We start from the raw sequence: 15,302 nt of genomic DNA, 5'->3' as shown, positions 1-15,302 counted from the left end.
CCCGTTTGTTTTCGCCGATCACGACAGGACCGTCTTGTGCGGCTTTGGCCCACGCTGGCGCAAGTGGTCGGTGCGCCCTTGACGCTGCCGCGCAAGCCTGAGCATGTATGTCCCCGACACTATACCGTGGCCCGGGACCGCACCGCCAGTCCCAATTGCCCAAGACGAGACAAGAGCCCCGATGCTGCTGCTGATCGACAACTACGACTCGTTCACCTACAACCTCGTCCACTATCTGGGCGAGTTGGGCGCCGAAATGGTCGTGCGCCGCAACGATGCGCTGGACGTGCAGGAAGCGATGGCGATGAAACCGGCCGCCATCCTGCTGAGCCCCGGCCCCTGCGACCCGGATCAGGCCGGCATCTGCCTGGCGCTGACCGCCGCCGCCGCCGAGACGCGCACACCGCTGATGGGCGTGTGCCTGGGGCATCAGACCATCGGTCAGGCCTTTGGCGGCAAGGTGGTGCGCTGCCACGAGATCGTGCATGGCAAGATGGGCAGGATGCATCACACCGGCAAAGGCGTGTTCGCCGGCCTGCCCTCGCCCTTCGCGGCGACCCGGTATCATTCGCTGGTGGTCGAGCGGGAGAGCCTGCCGGCCTGTATCGACATCACCGCAGAGCTGGAGGACGGCACGATCATGGGTCTCCAGCATCGCGACCTGCCGATCCACGGGGTGCAGTTTCACCCGGAATCGATCGCGTCCGAGCATGGTCATGCCCTGCTCCGGAATTTCCTCAATGAAATGAAAGTCCCTGCATGAGCGACGCGCTGAAACCGTTGATCGGGGCGGCGGCCGACCGGCCGCTGACCCGCGCCGAGGCCGAGGCCGCCTTTTCCATCCTGTTCGAGGGCGAAGCGACGCCCAGCCAGATCGGCGGGCTGCTGATGGCGATGCGGACACGAGGGGAAACCGTGGACGAATTCGCCGCCGCCGCGGCGGTCATGCGTGCCAAGTGCCATGCGGTCACGGCGCCGGACGGCGCGATCGACATCGTCGGCACCGGCGGTGACGGCAAGGGGACGCTCAACATCTCGACCGCAACCGCCTTTGTGGTGGCGGGCGCGGGCGTCACCGTCGCCAAGCACGGCAACCGCAATCTCAGCTCGAAATCCGGGGCTGCGGATGCGTTGGGACAGCTTGGCATCAACGTGATGGTCGGCCCCAAGGTGGTCGAGAGGGCCCTGAACGAGGTGGGGATCGGTTTCATGATGGCGCCGATGCACCATCCGGCGATCGCGCATGTGATGCCGACCCGGCAGGAGCTGGGCACGCGCACGATCTTCAACATTCTCGGCCCGCTCACCAACCCGGCGGGAGTCCGGCACCAACTGACCGGCGCCTTCAGCCGCGATCTGATCCGGCCGATGGCGGAAACGCTTGGCGTTCTGGGCGCAGAGCGCGCCTGGCTGGTGCACGGATCGGACGGCACCGATGAGTTGACGATCACCGGGCCCAGCTGGGTGGCCGCATGGGAGGACGGCCAGGTGAAGGAGGTCGAACTGCACCCCGAGGACGCCGGGCTGCCGGTGCATCCGTTCGAGGAGATCCTGGGCGGGACGCCCGAAGACAACGCGGTAGCGTTCCGGGCGCTTCTGGACGGCGCGCCGTCGGCTTATCGCGATGCGGTTCTGTTGAACGCGGCCGCGGCCCTGGTGGTGGCCGAACGGGCGAACGACCTGCGCGAAGGCGTTGCCATTGCTGCGGAAAGCATCGACAGTGGCCGGGCCAGGGACAAGGTGGCCGCACTGGCCCGGATCACACAGGAAGGCGCATGACGGAAACGATACTCGACAAGATCAAGACCTACAAACTCGAAGAAATAGCGGCGGACAAGGCGAAAAAACCACTTGAATCCCTGGAGACCGAGGCGCGCGAGGCCGATCCCCCGCGCGGTTTCGCCGACGCGCTGACGGCCGCGACGCGCGGCGGCTACGGCCTGATCGCGGAAATCAAGAAGGCCAGCCCGTCCAAGGGATTGATCCGCGAAGATTTCGACCCGCCGGCACTGGCGCAAGCCTATGCGGCGGGCGGCGCGACCTGCCTGTCGGTGCTGACCGACACCCCCAGCTTTCAGGGCGCCAAGGCGTATCTGACCGCCGCGCGCGCCGCCTGCGACCTGCCGGTGTTGCGCAAGGATTTCATGTACGATCCCTATCAGGTGGTCGAGGCCCGTGCGCTCGGCGCGGATTGCATCCTGATCATCATGGCTTCGGTCGATGACGCGCAGGCCGCCGAATTGGAACAGACGGCGCTGGATTGGGGCATGGACGTGCTGATCGAGGTGCATGACGAGGACGAACTGGAACGGGCCACCAAGCTGCAAAGCCGGCTGATCGGTATAAACAACCGCAATCTCAAGACCTTCGAGACAAGTCTTGACACGACACGACGCCTGTCCAAGCTGGTTCCGGCCGACCGGCTGATCGTCTGCGAGAGCGGCTTGAACACGCCCGAGGATCTGGCCGATATCGCCCGCTACGGCGCGCGCTGTTTCCTGATCGGCGAAAGCCTCATGCGGCAGGACGATGTCGCGGCGGCAACGCGGGCGTTGCTGGCCAATCCGCTGGTGCCGGGGGCGATGTGATGGCGTTGTCGCACTTCGATCCCAAGGGCAACGCGCATATGGTCGATGTCTCGGACAAGGCGGTGACGGATCGCATCGCCGTGGCCGAGGGATACATCAGGATGGCGCGGGAAACCTTTGATATCATTGCCGAAGGTCGCGCCAGGAAAGGCGATGTGCTGGGGGTCGCACGGCTGGCCGGAATCATGGGCGCCAAGAAGACACCGGACCTGATCCCGCTCTGCCATCCGTTGCCAGTTGCCAAGGTGGCGGTCGAACTGACCCTGGACCCGGATCTGCCGGGTGTCCGGATCGAGGCGACGGTCAAGACTACCGGCCAGACCGGCGTCGAGATGGAGGCGCTGACCGCCGTTTCCACCGCCGCGCTGACGGTCTATGACATGACCAAGGCGGTGGACAAGGCCATGGAAATCGGCGGTCTCCGTCTGTTGCTGAAAGATGGCGGTAAATCAGGACGTTACGAGGCGACATGATCTCGGTCCAGGATGCGCGCGCGCTGCTTTTCGATCTGGTCGGCCCGCTGCCCGCCGAAACAGTGGCGCTGGGCGACGCGGCGGGGCGCGTGTTGGCCCGCCCGGTGACGGCGACGCGCGATCAGCCTCCGTTTGCCGCATCGTCGATGGACGGCTACGCCGTCAAGGCTGCCGAGGTCGAACTGCACGCCATGTTCCAGGTCATCGGCGAGGCCGCCGCGGGGCACCGGTTCACCGGTTCCGTCGGTGCCGGACAGGCGGTGCGGATCTTCACCGGCGCCCCGGTACCCGAAGGCGCGGATTTCATTGTGATTCAAGAGGATGTGGAACGCCATGGCGACGTGATCACCATCGTGGACGATCCCGGCCGGAAATCCAACATCCGCCCTGCGGGCGTCGATTTCCGCAAGGGGACCGAGATTTCCGCGCCACGGCGGCTGCGGGCCGAGGATGTCGCCTTGATGGCCGCGATGAACATTTCGCAGGTTCCGGTCGCGCGCAAACCCGTCATCGCATTGATCTCGACCGGCGATGAACTTGTGATGCCCGGGCAAGACCCCGGCCCCGATCAGATCATCGCGTCCAACACGTTCGGGCTCAAGGCGCTGCTCGAAGGGATCGGGGCGCATGTCCGCCTCCTGCCGATTGCCCGCGACACGGTGTCATCGCTGGAAACCGCGTTCGGGCTGGCGGCGGGTTCCGATCTGGTCGTCACGATCGGCGGCGCTTCGGTGGGCGATCACGACCTGGTCGCCGAAGCGGCGGAAGGGCTGGGGATGGAGCGCGCGTTCTACAAGATCCGGATGCGCCCCGGAAAGCCGCTGATGGCGGGGCGGATCGGCGCCACGCCGATGGTCGGGCTGCCGGGCAACCCGGTATCGGCCATGGTCTGCGGGTATCTGTTTCTGGCGCCGATGGTGCGGCGCATGCTGGGCCTTGCGGATACCGTGCCGCCGTTTCGCCGTGCGCGCCTGGCCGCCCCGCTCTCGAAGAACGGGCCGCGTGAGCACTATATGCGCGCCATGCTGGAAGAAAACGGCATCCGGGCCTGCGATGATCAGGACAGCTCGCTCTTGAGCGTTCTGGCCCGCGCCGATGCCCTTCTGGTGCGCCCGCCGGACGACCCGCCACGGGACGCGGGAGACGAGGTTTCCTATCTGCCTCTGTAGCCTCGGCGCAAATCCGTTGACACAAAACGTGAACATGCGTAGAACAAAAGCAAACACATGAGCGGCGAGGTATGAGCGATGTTGACCAAGAAACAGCTGGATTTGCTGGAATTCATCCACAAACGGGTGCAGGCCGACGGGGTGCCGCCCAGTTTCGACGAAATGAAGACCGCATTGGATCTGCGGTCGAAATCCGGCATTCACCGGCTCATCACCGCGCTGGAAGAGCGCGGGTTCATCCGGCGTCTTGCGCATCGCGCCCGCGCCATCGAGATCGTGAAGCTGCCCGAAAGCCTGGGCGGCGAGCCGACGGCGCAGTTCAAACCGCGGGTGATCGACGGCGACCGCCCGGACGCGCCGCGGCCGGCCAACGTCGAACCGGTGGCGGTGCATGCGATCGAACTGCCGGTCATGGGCCGGATCGCCGCCGGTGTCCCGATCGAGGCGATCAGCCATGTCTCGCATCATGTCGCGGTACCGGGTCCGATGGTCTCAGGCAAGGGCGAGCATTATGCGCTTGAGGTGCGGGGCGATTCGATGATCGACGCCGGCATCAACGACGGCGACGTGGTGGTGATCCGCGAAACCTCGGTCGCGGACAATGGCGATATCGTGGTGGCGCTGGTCGAGGATCAGGAAGCCACGCTCAAACGGTTCTTCCGCCGCGGCGGCTCGATCGCGCTGGAGGCGGCCAATCCCGCCTATGAAACCCGGGTTCTGCCGGCGGACAGGGTCAAGGTGCAGGGCCGGCTGGTGGGGCTGATCCGCAGTTACTGACGCCGCGCCCCGGGTCTGTCAGGCTCGGCTGATGGCGACCAAAGCCGCGCGCCGGACGCGGCGGCGCTGGTCAGGATCTTGTCCCCGTCGATGGCCAGGCTGCCGGTTGCGCGCAGCATCACGGGGTCAAAGACCTGACAGGCGCCGGACAGTGTCAGCGGCACCTGCGAAATCACGATCTGATCGCCGCGGCAGGTCTGCAGGGTTCGGGCGGCCTTCTTGCCGGTGACATGAACCAGTTCCTTGTCGTTCCAGCGGATCAGGCGCAGCCCGTCCTGATCCTGGGGCCAACGCGCCGCCGCTTCCGGCTGAGCGGCTCCGTCGCCGTCATTCTCAAGCCAGACGGAGGCGACGAAACCGCCGCCGCGCGCCTTGCTGAGCGCCCTGCCCTCGTCGGTCATCACGCCCACCAGCGCTCCGGTATCCGCCACCAGAATCTCCGGGCGCTGGCGTTGTCCCCAGAGCGACAGCGCCGCCGCCACGATCGCCACGCCGGCCCAGCGGGCCTGTCCGCGCCACAGAAGCAGCCAGAGCCCGCCCATGGCCAGAGCGGGCAACACATAAGCTGGTGGGCTTGCCACGAAGCCGCGCGCGCCGTCCAACGCCGAGACCCAATCGGCGACCGCCAGAATCCAGCGTAGCCCGAGGCCCATGAGCCAGAGACCGATGCCGTCGAGTCCAAGCGGCGCCAACAAGGCCGCCAGGACCGCCGCCGGGATCACCAGGGTGCCCATGACAGGCACCGACAGCAGGTTCGCCGGCAGCCCGTAATGGGCCAGCGCGTTGAAATGCGCCGCCGCGACAGGCGCGGTGGCCAGCCCGGCAACGGCCGATGACACGACCAAGGCCGCGACCGCGCGAAACCGCCCCCGCATGACCCCAGCTTCCATGTCGCGCAAAGCGCCGAAAGCGGCCACCAGCGCTGCGGTGGCCGCAAAGGACATCTGGAAACCGGGGCTGAGCAGGGCGTGCGGTTCCAGCACCAGAACGATCATCGCCGCAACCGCCACTGCCCGCAGCGAAATGGCCCGCCGATCCACCAGCACCGCGCAGAGCATCACCGCGACCATGATGAAGGCCCGCTCGGTCGCAACGCTGCCGCCGGACAGTGCGAGATAGGCCGCGCCCGCCATCAGGGCGCAAACCGCCGCGATCTTGCGCACCGGCAGGCGCAGGGCCAGCGGCGGGACGAGCGACAGGGCGATCCGGCAGGCGGCATAGACGAAGCCGGTCAGCAGGCCCATGTGCAGACCCGATATGGCCAGCAGATGCGCGAGGTTGGACGTGCGCAGATCTTCCAGCGTGTCCTGACCGACGCCGCTGCGGTCTCCGGTGGTCACGGCGGCGGCAAACCCGCCAACCTCACCCGGCAGGGCCGCGCGGATATGGTCCGAGATCGCCATGCGCAGCGATTGCAGGTGCAGCCCCTGTCGGGACTCCGCCGGCGGCGAGACGGTCAGAACCGGCGCGCGCGTATAGCCCACGGCCCCCAGTTTCAGAAACCAGGAATGGCGGCGGAAGTCGAAGCCGCCCGGTTCGACCGGCCCCTGCGGCGGCGACAGGTGCCCGGTGGTCATGATCACCTGGCCCGGCGCCAGCGGAACGGTGTCGCCGTGAACGGAAATTCGGATGCGCGCGGGCCGCTCCCCCTCAGGCACGCCGGAAAGGCGCACCGCGTCGAGCGTAACCCGCAGCGCATCCGAAGCAGACCGGTCCATCGCCACGACCCTCCCCTCGATGGGGCCGTAGTAGCGCCATTGCAGAACCGGCTCTGCCACGCGGTGCGCCTGCGCCCCGGCAAGGGCGAACCCGGTTGCCGCAAGCGCCAGCGCCCATGCCAGAGGCGACCATGCCGCCGTCATCCGTTGCCCGGCGAACAGGGCTGCGCAGGCGATCAGGACGATTGCCGCATAGTGGAACGGCCCCGGTTCCCATCTCAGCCCGAAATAGGTACCGATCCCCACGCCCAGACAGACGGGCGACCAGGGAAACAGGTATCCGCGCTGCGCCAGCAAGGCCGCCTCGACCCGAGCCAGAATGCGCATGGTTGCTCCTGTCCGCCGGGCTCGTTAGACACACGCAACCTAAGTCCGAAGCTATTACCAAAAGGTAAACACCCGCCATGTCCGAACAGGTCGTCACGCGATTCGCCCCCTCGCCCACCGGTTTCCTGCATATCGGCGGCGCCCGCACGGCGCTGTTCAACTGGCTCTATGCGCGCGGGCGCGGCGGCAAGTTCCTGCTGCGGATCGAGGATACCGATCGCGAACGCTCCACGCCCGAAGCGACCGACGCGATTCTGCAGGGGCTGGACTGGCTGGGGCTGGACCACGACGGAGAAGTCATAAGCCAGTTCGCCCGGGCGCAGCGTCATGCCGAGGTCGCGCATCAACTGCTGGCCGAAGGCAAGGCGTACAAGTGTTTTTCAACCCAGGACGAGATCGCCGCCTTTCGCGAACAGGCGCGGGCCGAAGGCCGATCGACGCTGTTTCGCAGCCCGTGGCGCGATGCCGACCCAGCAACACACCCGGACGCGCCCCATGTCATCCGCATCAAGGCGCCGCAAAGCGGGACCACCGTGATCCGCGACCGAGTTCAGGGCGACGTCACCATCCGCAACGATCAGCTGGATGACATGGTTCTGCTGCGCTCGGACGGGACGCCGGTCTATATGCTGGCAGTGGTTGTGGACGATCATGACATGGGTGTGACCCACGTGGTCCGGGGCGACGACCACCTCAACAACGCCGCGCGGCAGATGATGATCTATGAGGCGATGGGCTGGGACGTGCCGGTCTGGGCGCATATTCCGCTGATTCACGGGCCGGACGGCAAGAAGCTGAGCAAACGTCACGGAGCGCTCGGGGCGCAGGAGTATCAGGCGATGGGGTACCCGGCAGCCGGGATGCGCAACTACCTGGCGCGGCTGGGCTGGAGTCACGGAGACGACGAATTCTTCACCGATGCCCAAGCGTTGGAGTGGTTCGATCTGGACGGAATCGGCAAGAGTCCTGCCAGGTTCGATCTGAAAAAGCTGGAAAACCTGTGCGGCCAGCACATTGCCGTGACCGACGATGCTGCGCTGCGGCAAGAAATCGAGGCGTATCTGGCGGCAGCGAAACTGAATCCTCTGACCCCGACACAATCCGGTGATCTGGAACGTGCGATGTATTGCCTCAAGGATCGGGCGCGAACCTTTCCGGAACTGCTTGAAAAAGCGCATTTTGTTCTGACTTCGCGACCCATTGAGCCGGACGAGAAGGCGGCCAGGGCGCTGGATTCAGTATCCGATGGTATACTGAACGAATTGACGCCGCAGCTGCAAAATGCTAGCTGGACGCGAAACGGGCTGGAGGATACCCTGAACGCGTTCGCCGAAACACGTGGGGTAAAGTTCGGTAAGCTTGCGGGTCCGCTGAGGGCCGCATTGGCTGGTCGAGCAGTGACACCTTCGGTTTTTGACATGATGCTTGTGCTGGGGCGAGAAGAGACTTTGGCACGGCTTTCCGACGCAGTGACCTGACGCCCGGACCTCTTCGGGCAACGCTGCGATGCTTTGACGCCGGACTGCGCGCACGTGTGCAGCCGTTGCCCGCTGGAACGGACACTCTCCGCTCCGCGCAAGAATGAGGAAGGGACAAAAATGACGGATAGCCAGAAAACAGCCACCTTGACTGTGCATGGTGAAAGCTATGAGCTGCCGGTCTTTTCTCCGACCGCCGGTCCGGACGTGATCGACATCCGCAAGCTCTACAGCCAGGCGGGCGTGTTCACCTACGATCCGGGATACACCTCGACCGCCAGCTGCGACAGCACCATCACCTATATCGACGGCGAAAAGGGCGAGTTGCTGCACCGGGGATATCCCATCGACCAACTGGCCGAGAAATCGCATTTCCTGGAAGTGTGTTTCTTGCTGCTCTACGGCTATCTGCCCAAGGCGGACGAACTGGAGAAGTTCGAGACGACGATCACCCGCCACACCATGATCCACGAGCAGATGCACTATTTCTTCCGTGGGTTCCGCCGCGATGCGCATCCGATGGCCACCATGGTGGGTGTCGTCGGCGCCATGTCGGCCTTTTATCACGACTCGACCGACATCAGCGACGAACGGCAGCGCGAGATCGCGAGCCACCGTCTGATCGCCAAGATGCCGACCATCGCCGCGATGGCCTACAAGTACTCGATCGGGCAACCGTTCATCTATCCGCGCAACGATCTCGATTACGCCTCGAACTTCCTCTACATGTGCTTTGCGGTTCCGGCCGAGGATTACGTGGTCAACCCGATCCTGAGCCGGGCCATGGACCGGATCCTGACCCTGCACGCGGATCACGAGCAGAACGCCTCGACCTCGACGGTGCGGCTGGCGTCGTCTTCGGGGGCCAACCCGTTCGCCTGCATCGCCGCCGGCATCGCCTGCCTTTGGGGTCCGGCACATGGCGGCGCCAACCAGGCCTGCCTGGAAATGCTGAAGGAGATCGGCACGGTCGATCGCATTCCCGAATACATCGAACGCGCCAAGGACCACAACGACCCGTTCCGGCTGATGGGTTTCGGCCACCGGGTCTACAAGAACTTCGACCCGCGCGCCAAGGTCATGAAACAGTCCGCGGACGAGGTGCTGGAACTGCTGGGAATCGAGGACAATCCCAAGCTGCAGGTCGCCAAGGCGCTGGAGAAACAAGCCCTGGAAGATCCGTACTTCATTGAAAAGAAGCTGTTCCCGAACGTGGACTTCTATTCCGGCATCATCCTCGAAGCGATGGGTTTCCCGACCTCGATGTTCACCCCGATCTTCGCGCTGTCGCGTACCGTGGGCTGGGTGAGCCAGTGGAAAGAGATGATCGCCGATCCGCAGAACAAGATCGGCCGCCCGCGTCAGCTGTACCTGGGCGAGACCCAACGCGACTACGTCGATATCGAGAAACGCTGATTGGCCGAACGCCGATGCAAACGCCCCCGCCGACGGTGGGGGCGTTTTCGATTCGGTTTTCGTTTCAAAACAGTGAAAGCTGATCGCCCGCCTGCGGCGGCACGCGGAACAGATCGCAGCGCAGGGGCGGGGTTTCGATGGCAAGCCCCAGCCGTCGTACCGCCGCCCGGAAACGCGCCGCGATCATCTCGGCATATTGTCCCTCGCCGCGCATCCGGTGCCCCCACCGCGGATCATAGTCCCGGCCTCCGTGCATCTCGCGCAGCCGCGCCATGATCCGTGCGGACCGCCCCGGCTCGTGACGAGCAAGCCACTCCTGCCAGAGCGCCGAAACCTCGCGCGGCAGGCGCAGCATGATCCAGCTGGCAGATTCTGCCCCGGCCTCCCTGCCCGCCCGCAGCAGGTCTTCCAGTTCGTGATCGGTCAGGCCGGGGATCACCGGGGAGGTCATGACCCGAACCGGAACGCCCGCCCGGGTCAGGCGCTGGATCATCTGCAGCCGCCGCGCCGGCGCGGGTGCGCGCGGTTCCATCCGGCGCGACAGGCCGGCGTCCAGCGTGGTCAGCGACACGCCGACCCGCGCCAACCCCTGCGCCGCCATTTCGGCCAGAATATCCAGATCGCGTTCGATCAGGGCGCCCTTGGTCACAATGGCCACCGGGTGCCGGAATTCCCGCAGGACTTCAAGGCAGGTGCGGGTGATCTTTCTTGCCTTTTCAATCGGTTGATAGGGGTCGGTGTTGGTGCCGATGGCAATCGGCGCCACCTTGTAGGACCGCGCCGACAGCTCGTGCCGCAGGACCAGAGCCGCGTTGGGGCGCGCCACGAGCTGCGTTTCGAAATCCAGGCCCGGCGACAGGCCGAGATAGGCATGGCTCGGGCGCGCGAAACAATAGCTGCATCCGTGCTCACATCCCCGATACGGGTTGATGGAACGGTCGAAGGGCAGATCGGGCGACTTGTTGTAGGTGATCAGGCTGCGCGCGATCTCGTCCCGCACCTGTGTGCGAACCGCCGGTTCGTCCGAATCCTTGGCCCAGCCGTCATCGAACGGTTCGCTGGCATGACGCTCATACCGTCCTGCCGCGTTGGACAGAGCCCCGCGGCCGGGCGCGCGCCGGTCCTGACCGCCCGTGTTCATGGGATGTTCCATGCACGCTTGATAGAACAAAAAGGGAACTTCCACAAGTGGAAAGACGGGGCCGCCGGAGCCCTTCCCGGCGCTCCGGTCCCTGCCAAACCCTTGACGGAAAATCGGAGAACTTGAGCGAGGCTCAGCTTCTTCCTGAAGAATATTCCGTCGCGATCAGCCAAAAACTCGCCTATAGGTCGGTAGCGAAACCGCCAATGTCGCAATCAACGCAGTCCCGTTGCGACAAAATGGCAAAAACGGACCAAATTGCCACGCGGGGCGCGTGACTGCCCCATTCAGCTCAGGGAAACGGCTCATGTCGGATGAAGAAGACATCGTCCTGTCGGAACTGAACGACGACGAACTCGTCGAGCAGATGTTCGACGACCTTTATGACGGCCTCAAGGAAGAGATCGAAGAAGGTGTCAACATCCTGCTGGAACGGGGTTGGGCACCGTATGACATTCTGACCAAGGCGCTGGTCGGTGGCATGACCATCGTGGGCCATGACTTCCGCGACGGAATCCTGTTCGTTCCCGAAGTGCTGCTGGCCGCCAACGCGATGAAGGGCGGGATGGCGATCCTCAAGCCCCTGCTGGCCGAAACCGGTGCACCGCGGGTCGGCAAGATGGTGATCGGCACCGTCAAGGGCGACATTCACGACATCGGCAAGAACCTCGTGTCGATGATGATGGAAGGCGCCGGGTTCGAAGTGGTCGATCTGGGCATCAACAACCCGGTCGAAAACTACATGGAAGCGCTGGAGAACGAAAAGCCCGACATCCTGGGCATGTCCGCGCTGCTGACCACGACCATGCCCTACATGAAGGTGGTGATCGACTCGCTGGTCGAACAGGGTGTCCGCGACGACTATATCGTTCTGGTGGGCGGCGCGCCGCTGAACGAGGAATTCGGCAAGGCGATCGGCGCGGATGCCTATTGCCGCGACGCCGCCGTGGCCGTGGAAACCGCCAAGGAACTCGTGTCGCGCAAACACAACCAGTTGGCCAGCTGACTCTGGCGAAATGCCTCGTTGAATCGGACCGCTCCGTTCCGGGGCGGCCCATTCCACGGCGCGCACTTCTTGTCGGATCTTCCAGTGCACACGGTACCATGGGTACTATGAACCGCGGTTGAAGCACGCCAGGGCAAGGCTGGCACTATGCCCGAATTGACGCTCCGGCCGCGTTCGAGTGCTCGAATGTCGCCCAACCTCTCGCAACCGGGGCGCAAGGTGCATATTCTTGGGCAGAAACCAATGTCCGGAGCCGAAAACAGTGACGCACATGCCGGTCCCCTCGGATGACAAACTGACCGAAGCCGGCTTTGCCGAACCCGGCAAGGGCCGCATCCTGTTGATTGCCTGCGGCGCGCTGGCCCACGAAATCCTTGCATTGAAGCGCGCGAATGGCTGGAACCACATGGTGCTGCAATGCCTTCCGGCCAAGTACCACCTCTATCCGGACAAGATCGTGGAGGCGGTTGAGGAGACCGTTGACGAGCATCGGGACGCCTATGAGACCATCTTCGTCGTCTATGCCGATTGCGGCACCGGCGGGCAGTTGCAGGCGAAATGCGCCGAGCTCGGGGTCGAGATGGTGGAAGGCCCCCACTGCTACTCGTTCTTCGAGGGCAACGATGCTTTCGCGGCCCGCGACGAGATCACCGCATTCTACCTCACCGATTTCCTGGTCAAGCAGTTCGATGCCTTCGTCTGGAAGCCCATGGGGTTGGACAAGCACCCTGAATTGCGCGACATGCTGTTCGGCAATTACACCAAGCTGGTCTATCAGGCCCAGACCGAAGATCCCCGGCTGCTGGAGAAGGCGCAGGACTGCGCCCGACGGTTGGGGCTCGACTTCGAATACCGGTTTACCGGCTACGGCGATCTGACCACCGCGCTTGCCCGGATCAGCGGCAAGACCTGAAGCGTCATAACATCAACTGAGCCGATTACAGGCTTGATATTACTTGGCTATTTGAACGTGATCGGAGGCGATTTCGCGGATGCGCTCGATCATCGCCCGCAACCCGTTGGACCGCTGCGCCGACAGGTGTTCGTTCAGGCCCAGGCGTTCCAGTTCTGACCGCGCATCCACCTTGGGCACTTCGGCGACCGGCAGCCCGTTGTAGAGCGCGCGCAGAACCGCGATCAGACCGCGCACGATCAGCGCGTCGCTGTCGCCGTCAAAGCGGAACACCCCGTTTTCGATGACCGGGTGCAGCCAGACCTGACTGGCGCAGCCCTTGACCTTGGTCGCCGGCACCTTGAGGGCGTCGTCCAGCGGTTCCATCGCCTTGCCCTGGTCGATGACATGGCGATACCGGTCTTCCCAATCTTCCAGGAACTCGAAATCCTCGACGATGTCCTCAAAGGCGGGGCTGGCCATCCGGCGATCCTCTTGCATCTGGTTATGCCAGTGACCTAAGGCGGGCCTCGCGCCATGTCCAGACCCGGACCGTCTTTTCAACCGCCGACAGATAGGCTAACCCGGTTCGGGAAAACCAACCCGCGTGTCGATCGTCATGAAAACCAGTTTGCCCGTTCTCATCGTTGCCGTTCTTGCCTTGTCCGCCTGCGGTGGCTGGCGCGACTCCCGGGTCAACCCGACGAACTGGTTCGGCAGCAGCGAGCCCGTCGCGGCGCCTTCGCCGGATGATGCGACGGCCCTGGTTCCGCAACGCGGCGGCAGGGGCCTGTTCGACCGGCCGGAAGCCGTCGATCTGAGCGTTCCGATCATGGCCGTCACCGAGCTGCGCATCGACCCGACCAATACCGGCGCGATCGTGGTCGCCACCGGCGTGGCCGCGCGCCAGGGCGCGTTCAACGCGCAGCTGCGCCGCGACACGTCCGAGGAAAACGCCAAGAACGGCGTGCTAGCCTTTACCTTTCGCGTCGTCTATCCCGAAGGGCCGACACCGCAAGGGCCGGAACGGTCCCGCACCGTCACCGAAGCCGTCAATCTGAGCAAGCAGGACTTGGAGGGAATCCGCCTGATCCGGGTCTCGGGCGCGCAGAACGCGCGGGAAAGCCGCCGGCGCTAGGGCTGGTGGCTCAGAGATTGACGACCTGGACCTGCTGACCGCGGGCGGCCAACCCGATCTTGCCCTCGCACAGCCGCAGGGCGTCCTCGCCAAAGACTTCGAAACGCCATCCGGACAGGGCGGGAACATCCCGCTCACCCGCCGCGATCAGATCCAGATCGGCGCTGCTGGCGATCAGCTTGGCCGCTACCCCGGCGCTTTCGGTCTTGGACTTGAGCAGCACCCGCAAAAGATCGGCCAGGGCCGGGTTGACCTGAAGCTTGTCCCGGCTCTTGTCGAGCTTGGGCAGGTCGTCGTTCGGGCATTCCAGTCCGCGCTTGATCGATTCCAGAATGCCATCGGCGATCGGACCCTTGCGCGCTTCGCGCAGCAACAGGCGCGCCCCGCCCAGATCCGCGGCGGTGCGCGGTTTGATCGAGGCCATCTCGATCAGCGCGTCGTCCTTGAACACCCGGCTGCGCGGCACGTTGTTGTCCTGCGCATAGGATTCCCGAAACGCCGCAAGTTCCCGGACTATGGCCAGAAACCTGGGTGAATTGGTGCGGGTCTTGACGCGGCGCCACGCCTCTTCCGGGCGTATGTCATAGGTGGCCGGATCGGTGAGCGTCTGCAACTCTTCGGCCACCCAATGATCGCGTTTGGACTTTTTCAGTTCCGCCGCAAGAAATTCATAGATCCGGCGAAGATGCGTCACGTCGGCCAGCGCATAGGTTTTCTGGGCCTCGGTCAGCGGACGGCGGGACCAGTCCGTGAATCGCGAAGTCTTGTCGAGCCCCTGCCGGCAGATCTTGCGTACCAACGTTTCGTAACCCACCTGATCGCCAAATCCGCAGACCATCGCCGCCACCTGCGTGTCGAACAGCGGCGTCGGGAAGACACCGGATTCGACCCAAAAGATCTCCAGATCCTGCCTTGCGGCGTGAAATACCTTGACGACGTTGGTGTTGCGGAACAGGTCCAGCAGCGGCTCCAGGGACATCCCGTCCGCCAGCGGATCGACCAGAACGGCGCTGTCTTCGCCCTCGTCCGGGACGGCCAGCTGGATGAGGCAGAGTTTCGAGAAATAGGTTCGTTCCCGCAGGAATTCGGTGTCAACGGTCACATAAGGGTAGTCGGCCGCCAGCTTGCAGAAATCCGCAAGGCCCTGCGTGGTTGTCAGAGTCTTCATACGTGATTTGG

The 15,302-nt window shown here is 64.4% G+C and carries 15 protein-coding genes; 11 read left to right on the top strand and 4 right to left on the bottom strand.

The window, feature by feature from the left end:
• Positions 1 to 181: 181 nt before the first annotated feature.
• The 6 genes from AC2FNJ_RS07345 to lexA all read left to right on the top strand — a co-directional run bounded on the left by AC2FNJ_RS07345 (position 182) and on the right by lexA (position 5,007).
• Entirely contained in the window at positions 182 to 763 is a 582-nt protein-coding gene (locus AC2FNJ_RS07345) for an anthranilate synthase component II (protein WP_496763568.1), read from the top strand.
• Positions 760 to 1,779, top strand: a complete 1,020-nt coding sequence (gene trpD, locus AC2FNJ_RS07340; RefSeq protein WP_496763567.1) for an anthranilate phosphoribosyltransferase — start codon at positions 760 to 762, stop codon at positions 1,777 to 1,779. The genes AC2FNJ_RS07345 and trpD overlap by 4 nt, the downstream gene beginning before the upstream one ends.
• Entirely contained in the window at positions 1,776 to 2,588 is an 813-nt protein-coding gene (gene trpC / locus AC2FNJ_RS07335) for an indole-3-glycerol phosphate synthase TrpC (RefSeq protein WP_496763566.1), read from the top strand. The genes trpD and trpC overlap by 4 nt, the downstream gene beginning before the upstream one ends.
• Positions 2,588 to 3,061 carry a cyclic pyranopterin monophosphate synthase MoaC gene (gene moaC, locus AC2FNJ_RS07330; protein ID WP_496763565.1) on the top strand — a complete coding sequence of 158 codons (474 nt, stop codon included), beginning with the start codon at positions 2,588 to 2,590 and terminating at the stop codon, positions 3,059 to 3,061. Before trpC ends, moaC begins: the two co-directional genes overlap by 1 nt.
• Positions 3,058 to 4,230 carry a molybdopterin molybdotransferase MoeA gene (locus AC2FNJ_RS07325; protein WP_496763564.1) on the top strand — a complete coding sequence of 391 codons (1,173 nt, stop codon included), beginning with the start codon at positions 3,058 to 3,060 and terminating at the stop codon, positions 4,228 to 4,230. Before moaC ends, AC2FNJ_RS07325 begins: the two co-directional genes overlap by 4 nt.
• A 78-nt stretch (positions 4,231 to 4,308) precedes the next feature.
• Positions 4,309 to 5,007: a transcriptional repressor LexA gene (gene lexA, locus AC2FNJ_RS07320; RefSeq protein ID WP_496763563.1), complete on the top strand. Its 699-nt coding sequence runs from the start codon at positions 4,309 to 4,311 to the stop codon at positions 5,005 to 5,007.
• Here lexA and AC2FNJ_RS07315 read toward each other — a convergent pair.
• A complete protein-coding gene (locus AC2FNJ_RS07315) occupies positions 5,001 to 7,052 on the bottom strand; it encodes a ComEC/Rec2 family competence protein (protein ID WP_496763562.1) in 2,052 nt (683 codons plus the stop codon). The genes lexA and AC2FNJ_RS07315 overlap by 7 nt on opposite strands.
• Positions 7,053 to 7,129: 77 nt before the next feature.
• Between AC2FNJ_RS07315 and gltX the strand changes: the two genes are divergently transcribed.
• On the top strand, positions 7,130 to 8,530 hold the full coding sequence (gltX, locus tag AC2FNJ_RS07310) for a glutamate--tRNA ligase (protein ID WP_496763561.1): 1,401 nt from the start codon (positions 7,130 to 7,132) through the stop codon (positions 8,528 to 8,530).
• A gap of 120 nt (positions 8,531 to 8,650) precedes the next feature.
• Positions 8,651 to 9,946: a citrate synthase gene (locus tag AC2FNJ_RS07305; RefSeq protein ID WP_496763560.1), complete on the top strand. Its 1,296-nt coding sequence runs from the start codon at positions 8,651 to 8,653 to the stop codon at positions 9,944 to 9,946.
• A 64-nt stretch (positions 9,947 to 10,010) separates the two neighbouring features.
• Here AC2FNJ_RS07305 and AC2FNJ_RS07300 read toward each other — a convergent pair whose 3' ends face one another.
• The gene (locus tag AC2FNJ_RS07300) at positions 10,011 to 11,099 is read right to left on the bottom strand and encodes a PA0069 family radical SAM protein (protein ID WP_496763559.1); all 1,089 of its coding nucleotides are present in this window, start codon (positions 11,097 to 11,099) and stop codon (positions 10,011 to 10,013) included.
• Positions 11,100 to 11,394: 295 nt separating this feature from the next.
• On the opposite strand from AC2FNJ_RS07300, the gene AC2FNJ_RS07295 reads away from it, so the two are divergent.
• Both AC2FNJ_RS07295 and AC2FNJ_RS07290 read left to right on the top strand, forming a co-directional pair.
• Positions 11,395 to 12,093: a corrinoid protein gene (locus AC2FNJ_RS07295; protein ID WP_496763558.1), complete on the top strand. Its 699-nt coding sequence runs from the start codon at positions 11,395 to 11,397 to the stop codon at positions 12,091 to 12,093.
• A gap of 271 nt (positions 12,094 to 12,364) precedes the next feature.
• A complete protein-coding gene (locus tag AC2FNJ_RS07290) occupies positions 12,365 to 13,006 on the top strand; it encodes a DUF1638 domain-containing protein (RefSeq protein ID WP_496763557.1) in 642 nt (213 codons plus the stop codon).
• A 39-nt stretch (positions 13,007 to 13,045) separates the two neighbouring features.
• On the opposite strand, the gene AC2FNJ_RS07285 is transcribed toward AC2FNJ_RS07290, so the two are convergent.
• Positions 13,046 to 13,468, bottom strand: coding sequence for a SufE family protein (locus tag AC2FNJ_RS07285; protein ID WP_496763556.1), 423 nt, complete (start codon positions 13,466 to 13,468; stop codon positions 13,046 to 13,048).
• Between the two features lie 136 nt (positions 13,469 to 13,604).
• Between AC2FNJ_RS07285 and AC2FNJ_RS07280 the strand changes: the two genes are divergently transcribed.
• A complete protein-coding gene (locus AC2FNJ_RS07280) occupies positions 13,605 to 14,123 on the top strand; it encodes a hypothetical protein (RefSeq protein ID WP_496763555.1) in 519 nt (172 codons plus the stop codon).
• A gap of 10 nt (positions 14,124 to 14,133) precedes the next feature.
• On the opposite strand, the gene rnd is transcribed toward AC2FNJ_RS07280, so the two are convergent.
• Entirely contained in the window at positions 14,134 to 15,291 is a 1,158-nt protein-coding gene (rnd, locus tag AC2FNJ_RS07275; protein WP_496763554.1) for a ribonuclease D, read from the bottom strand.
• Between the last annotated feature and the right edge of the window lie 11 nt (positions 15,292 to 15,302).

Source organism: Ruegeria sp. BHSB196 (assembly GCF_059613135.1).
This window is presented reverse-complemented; position numbering and strand designations above follow the sequence as displayed.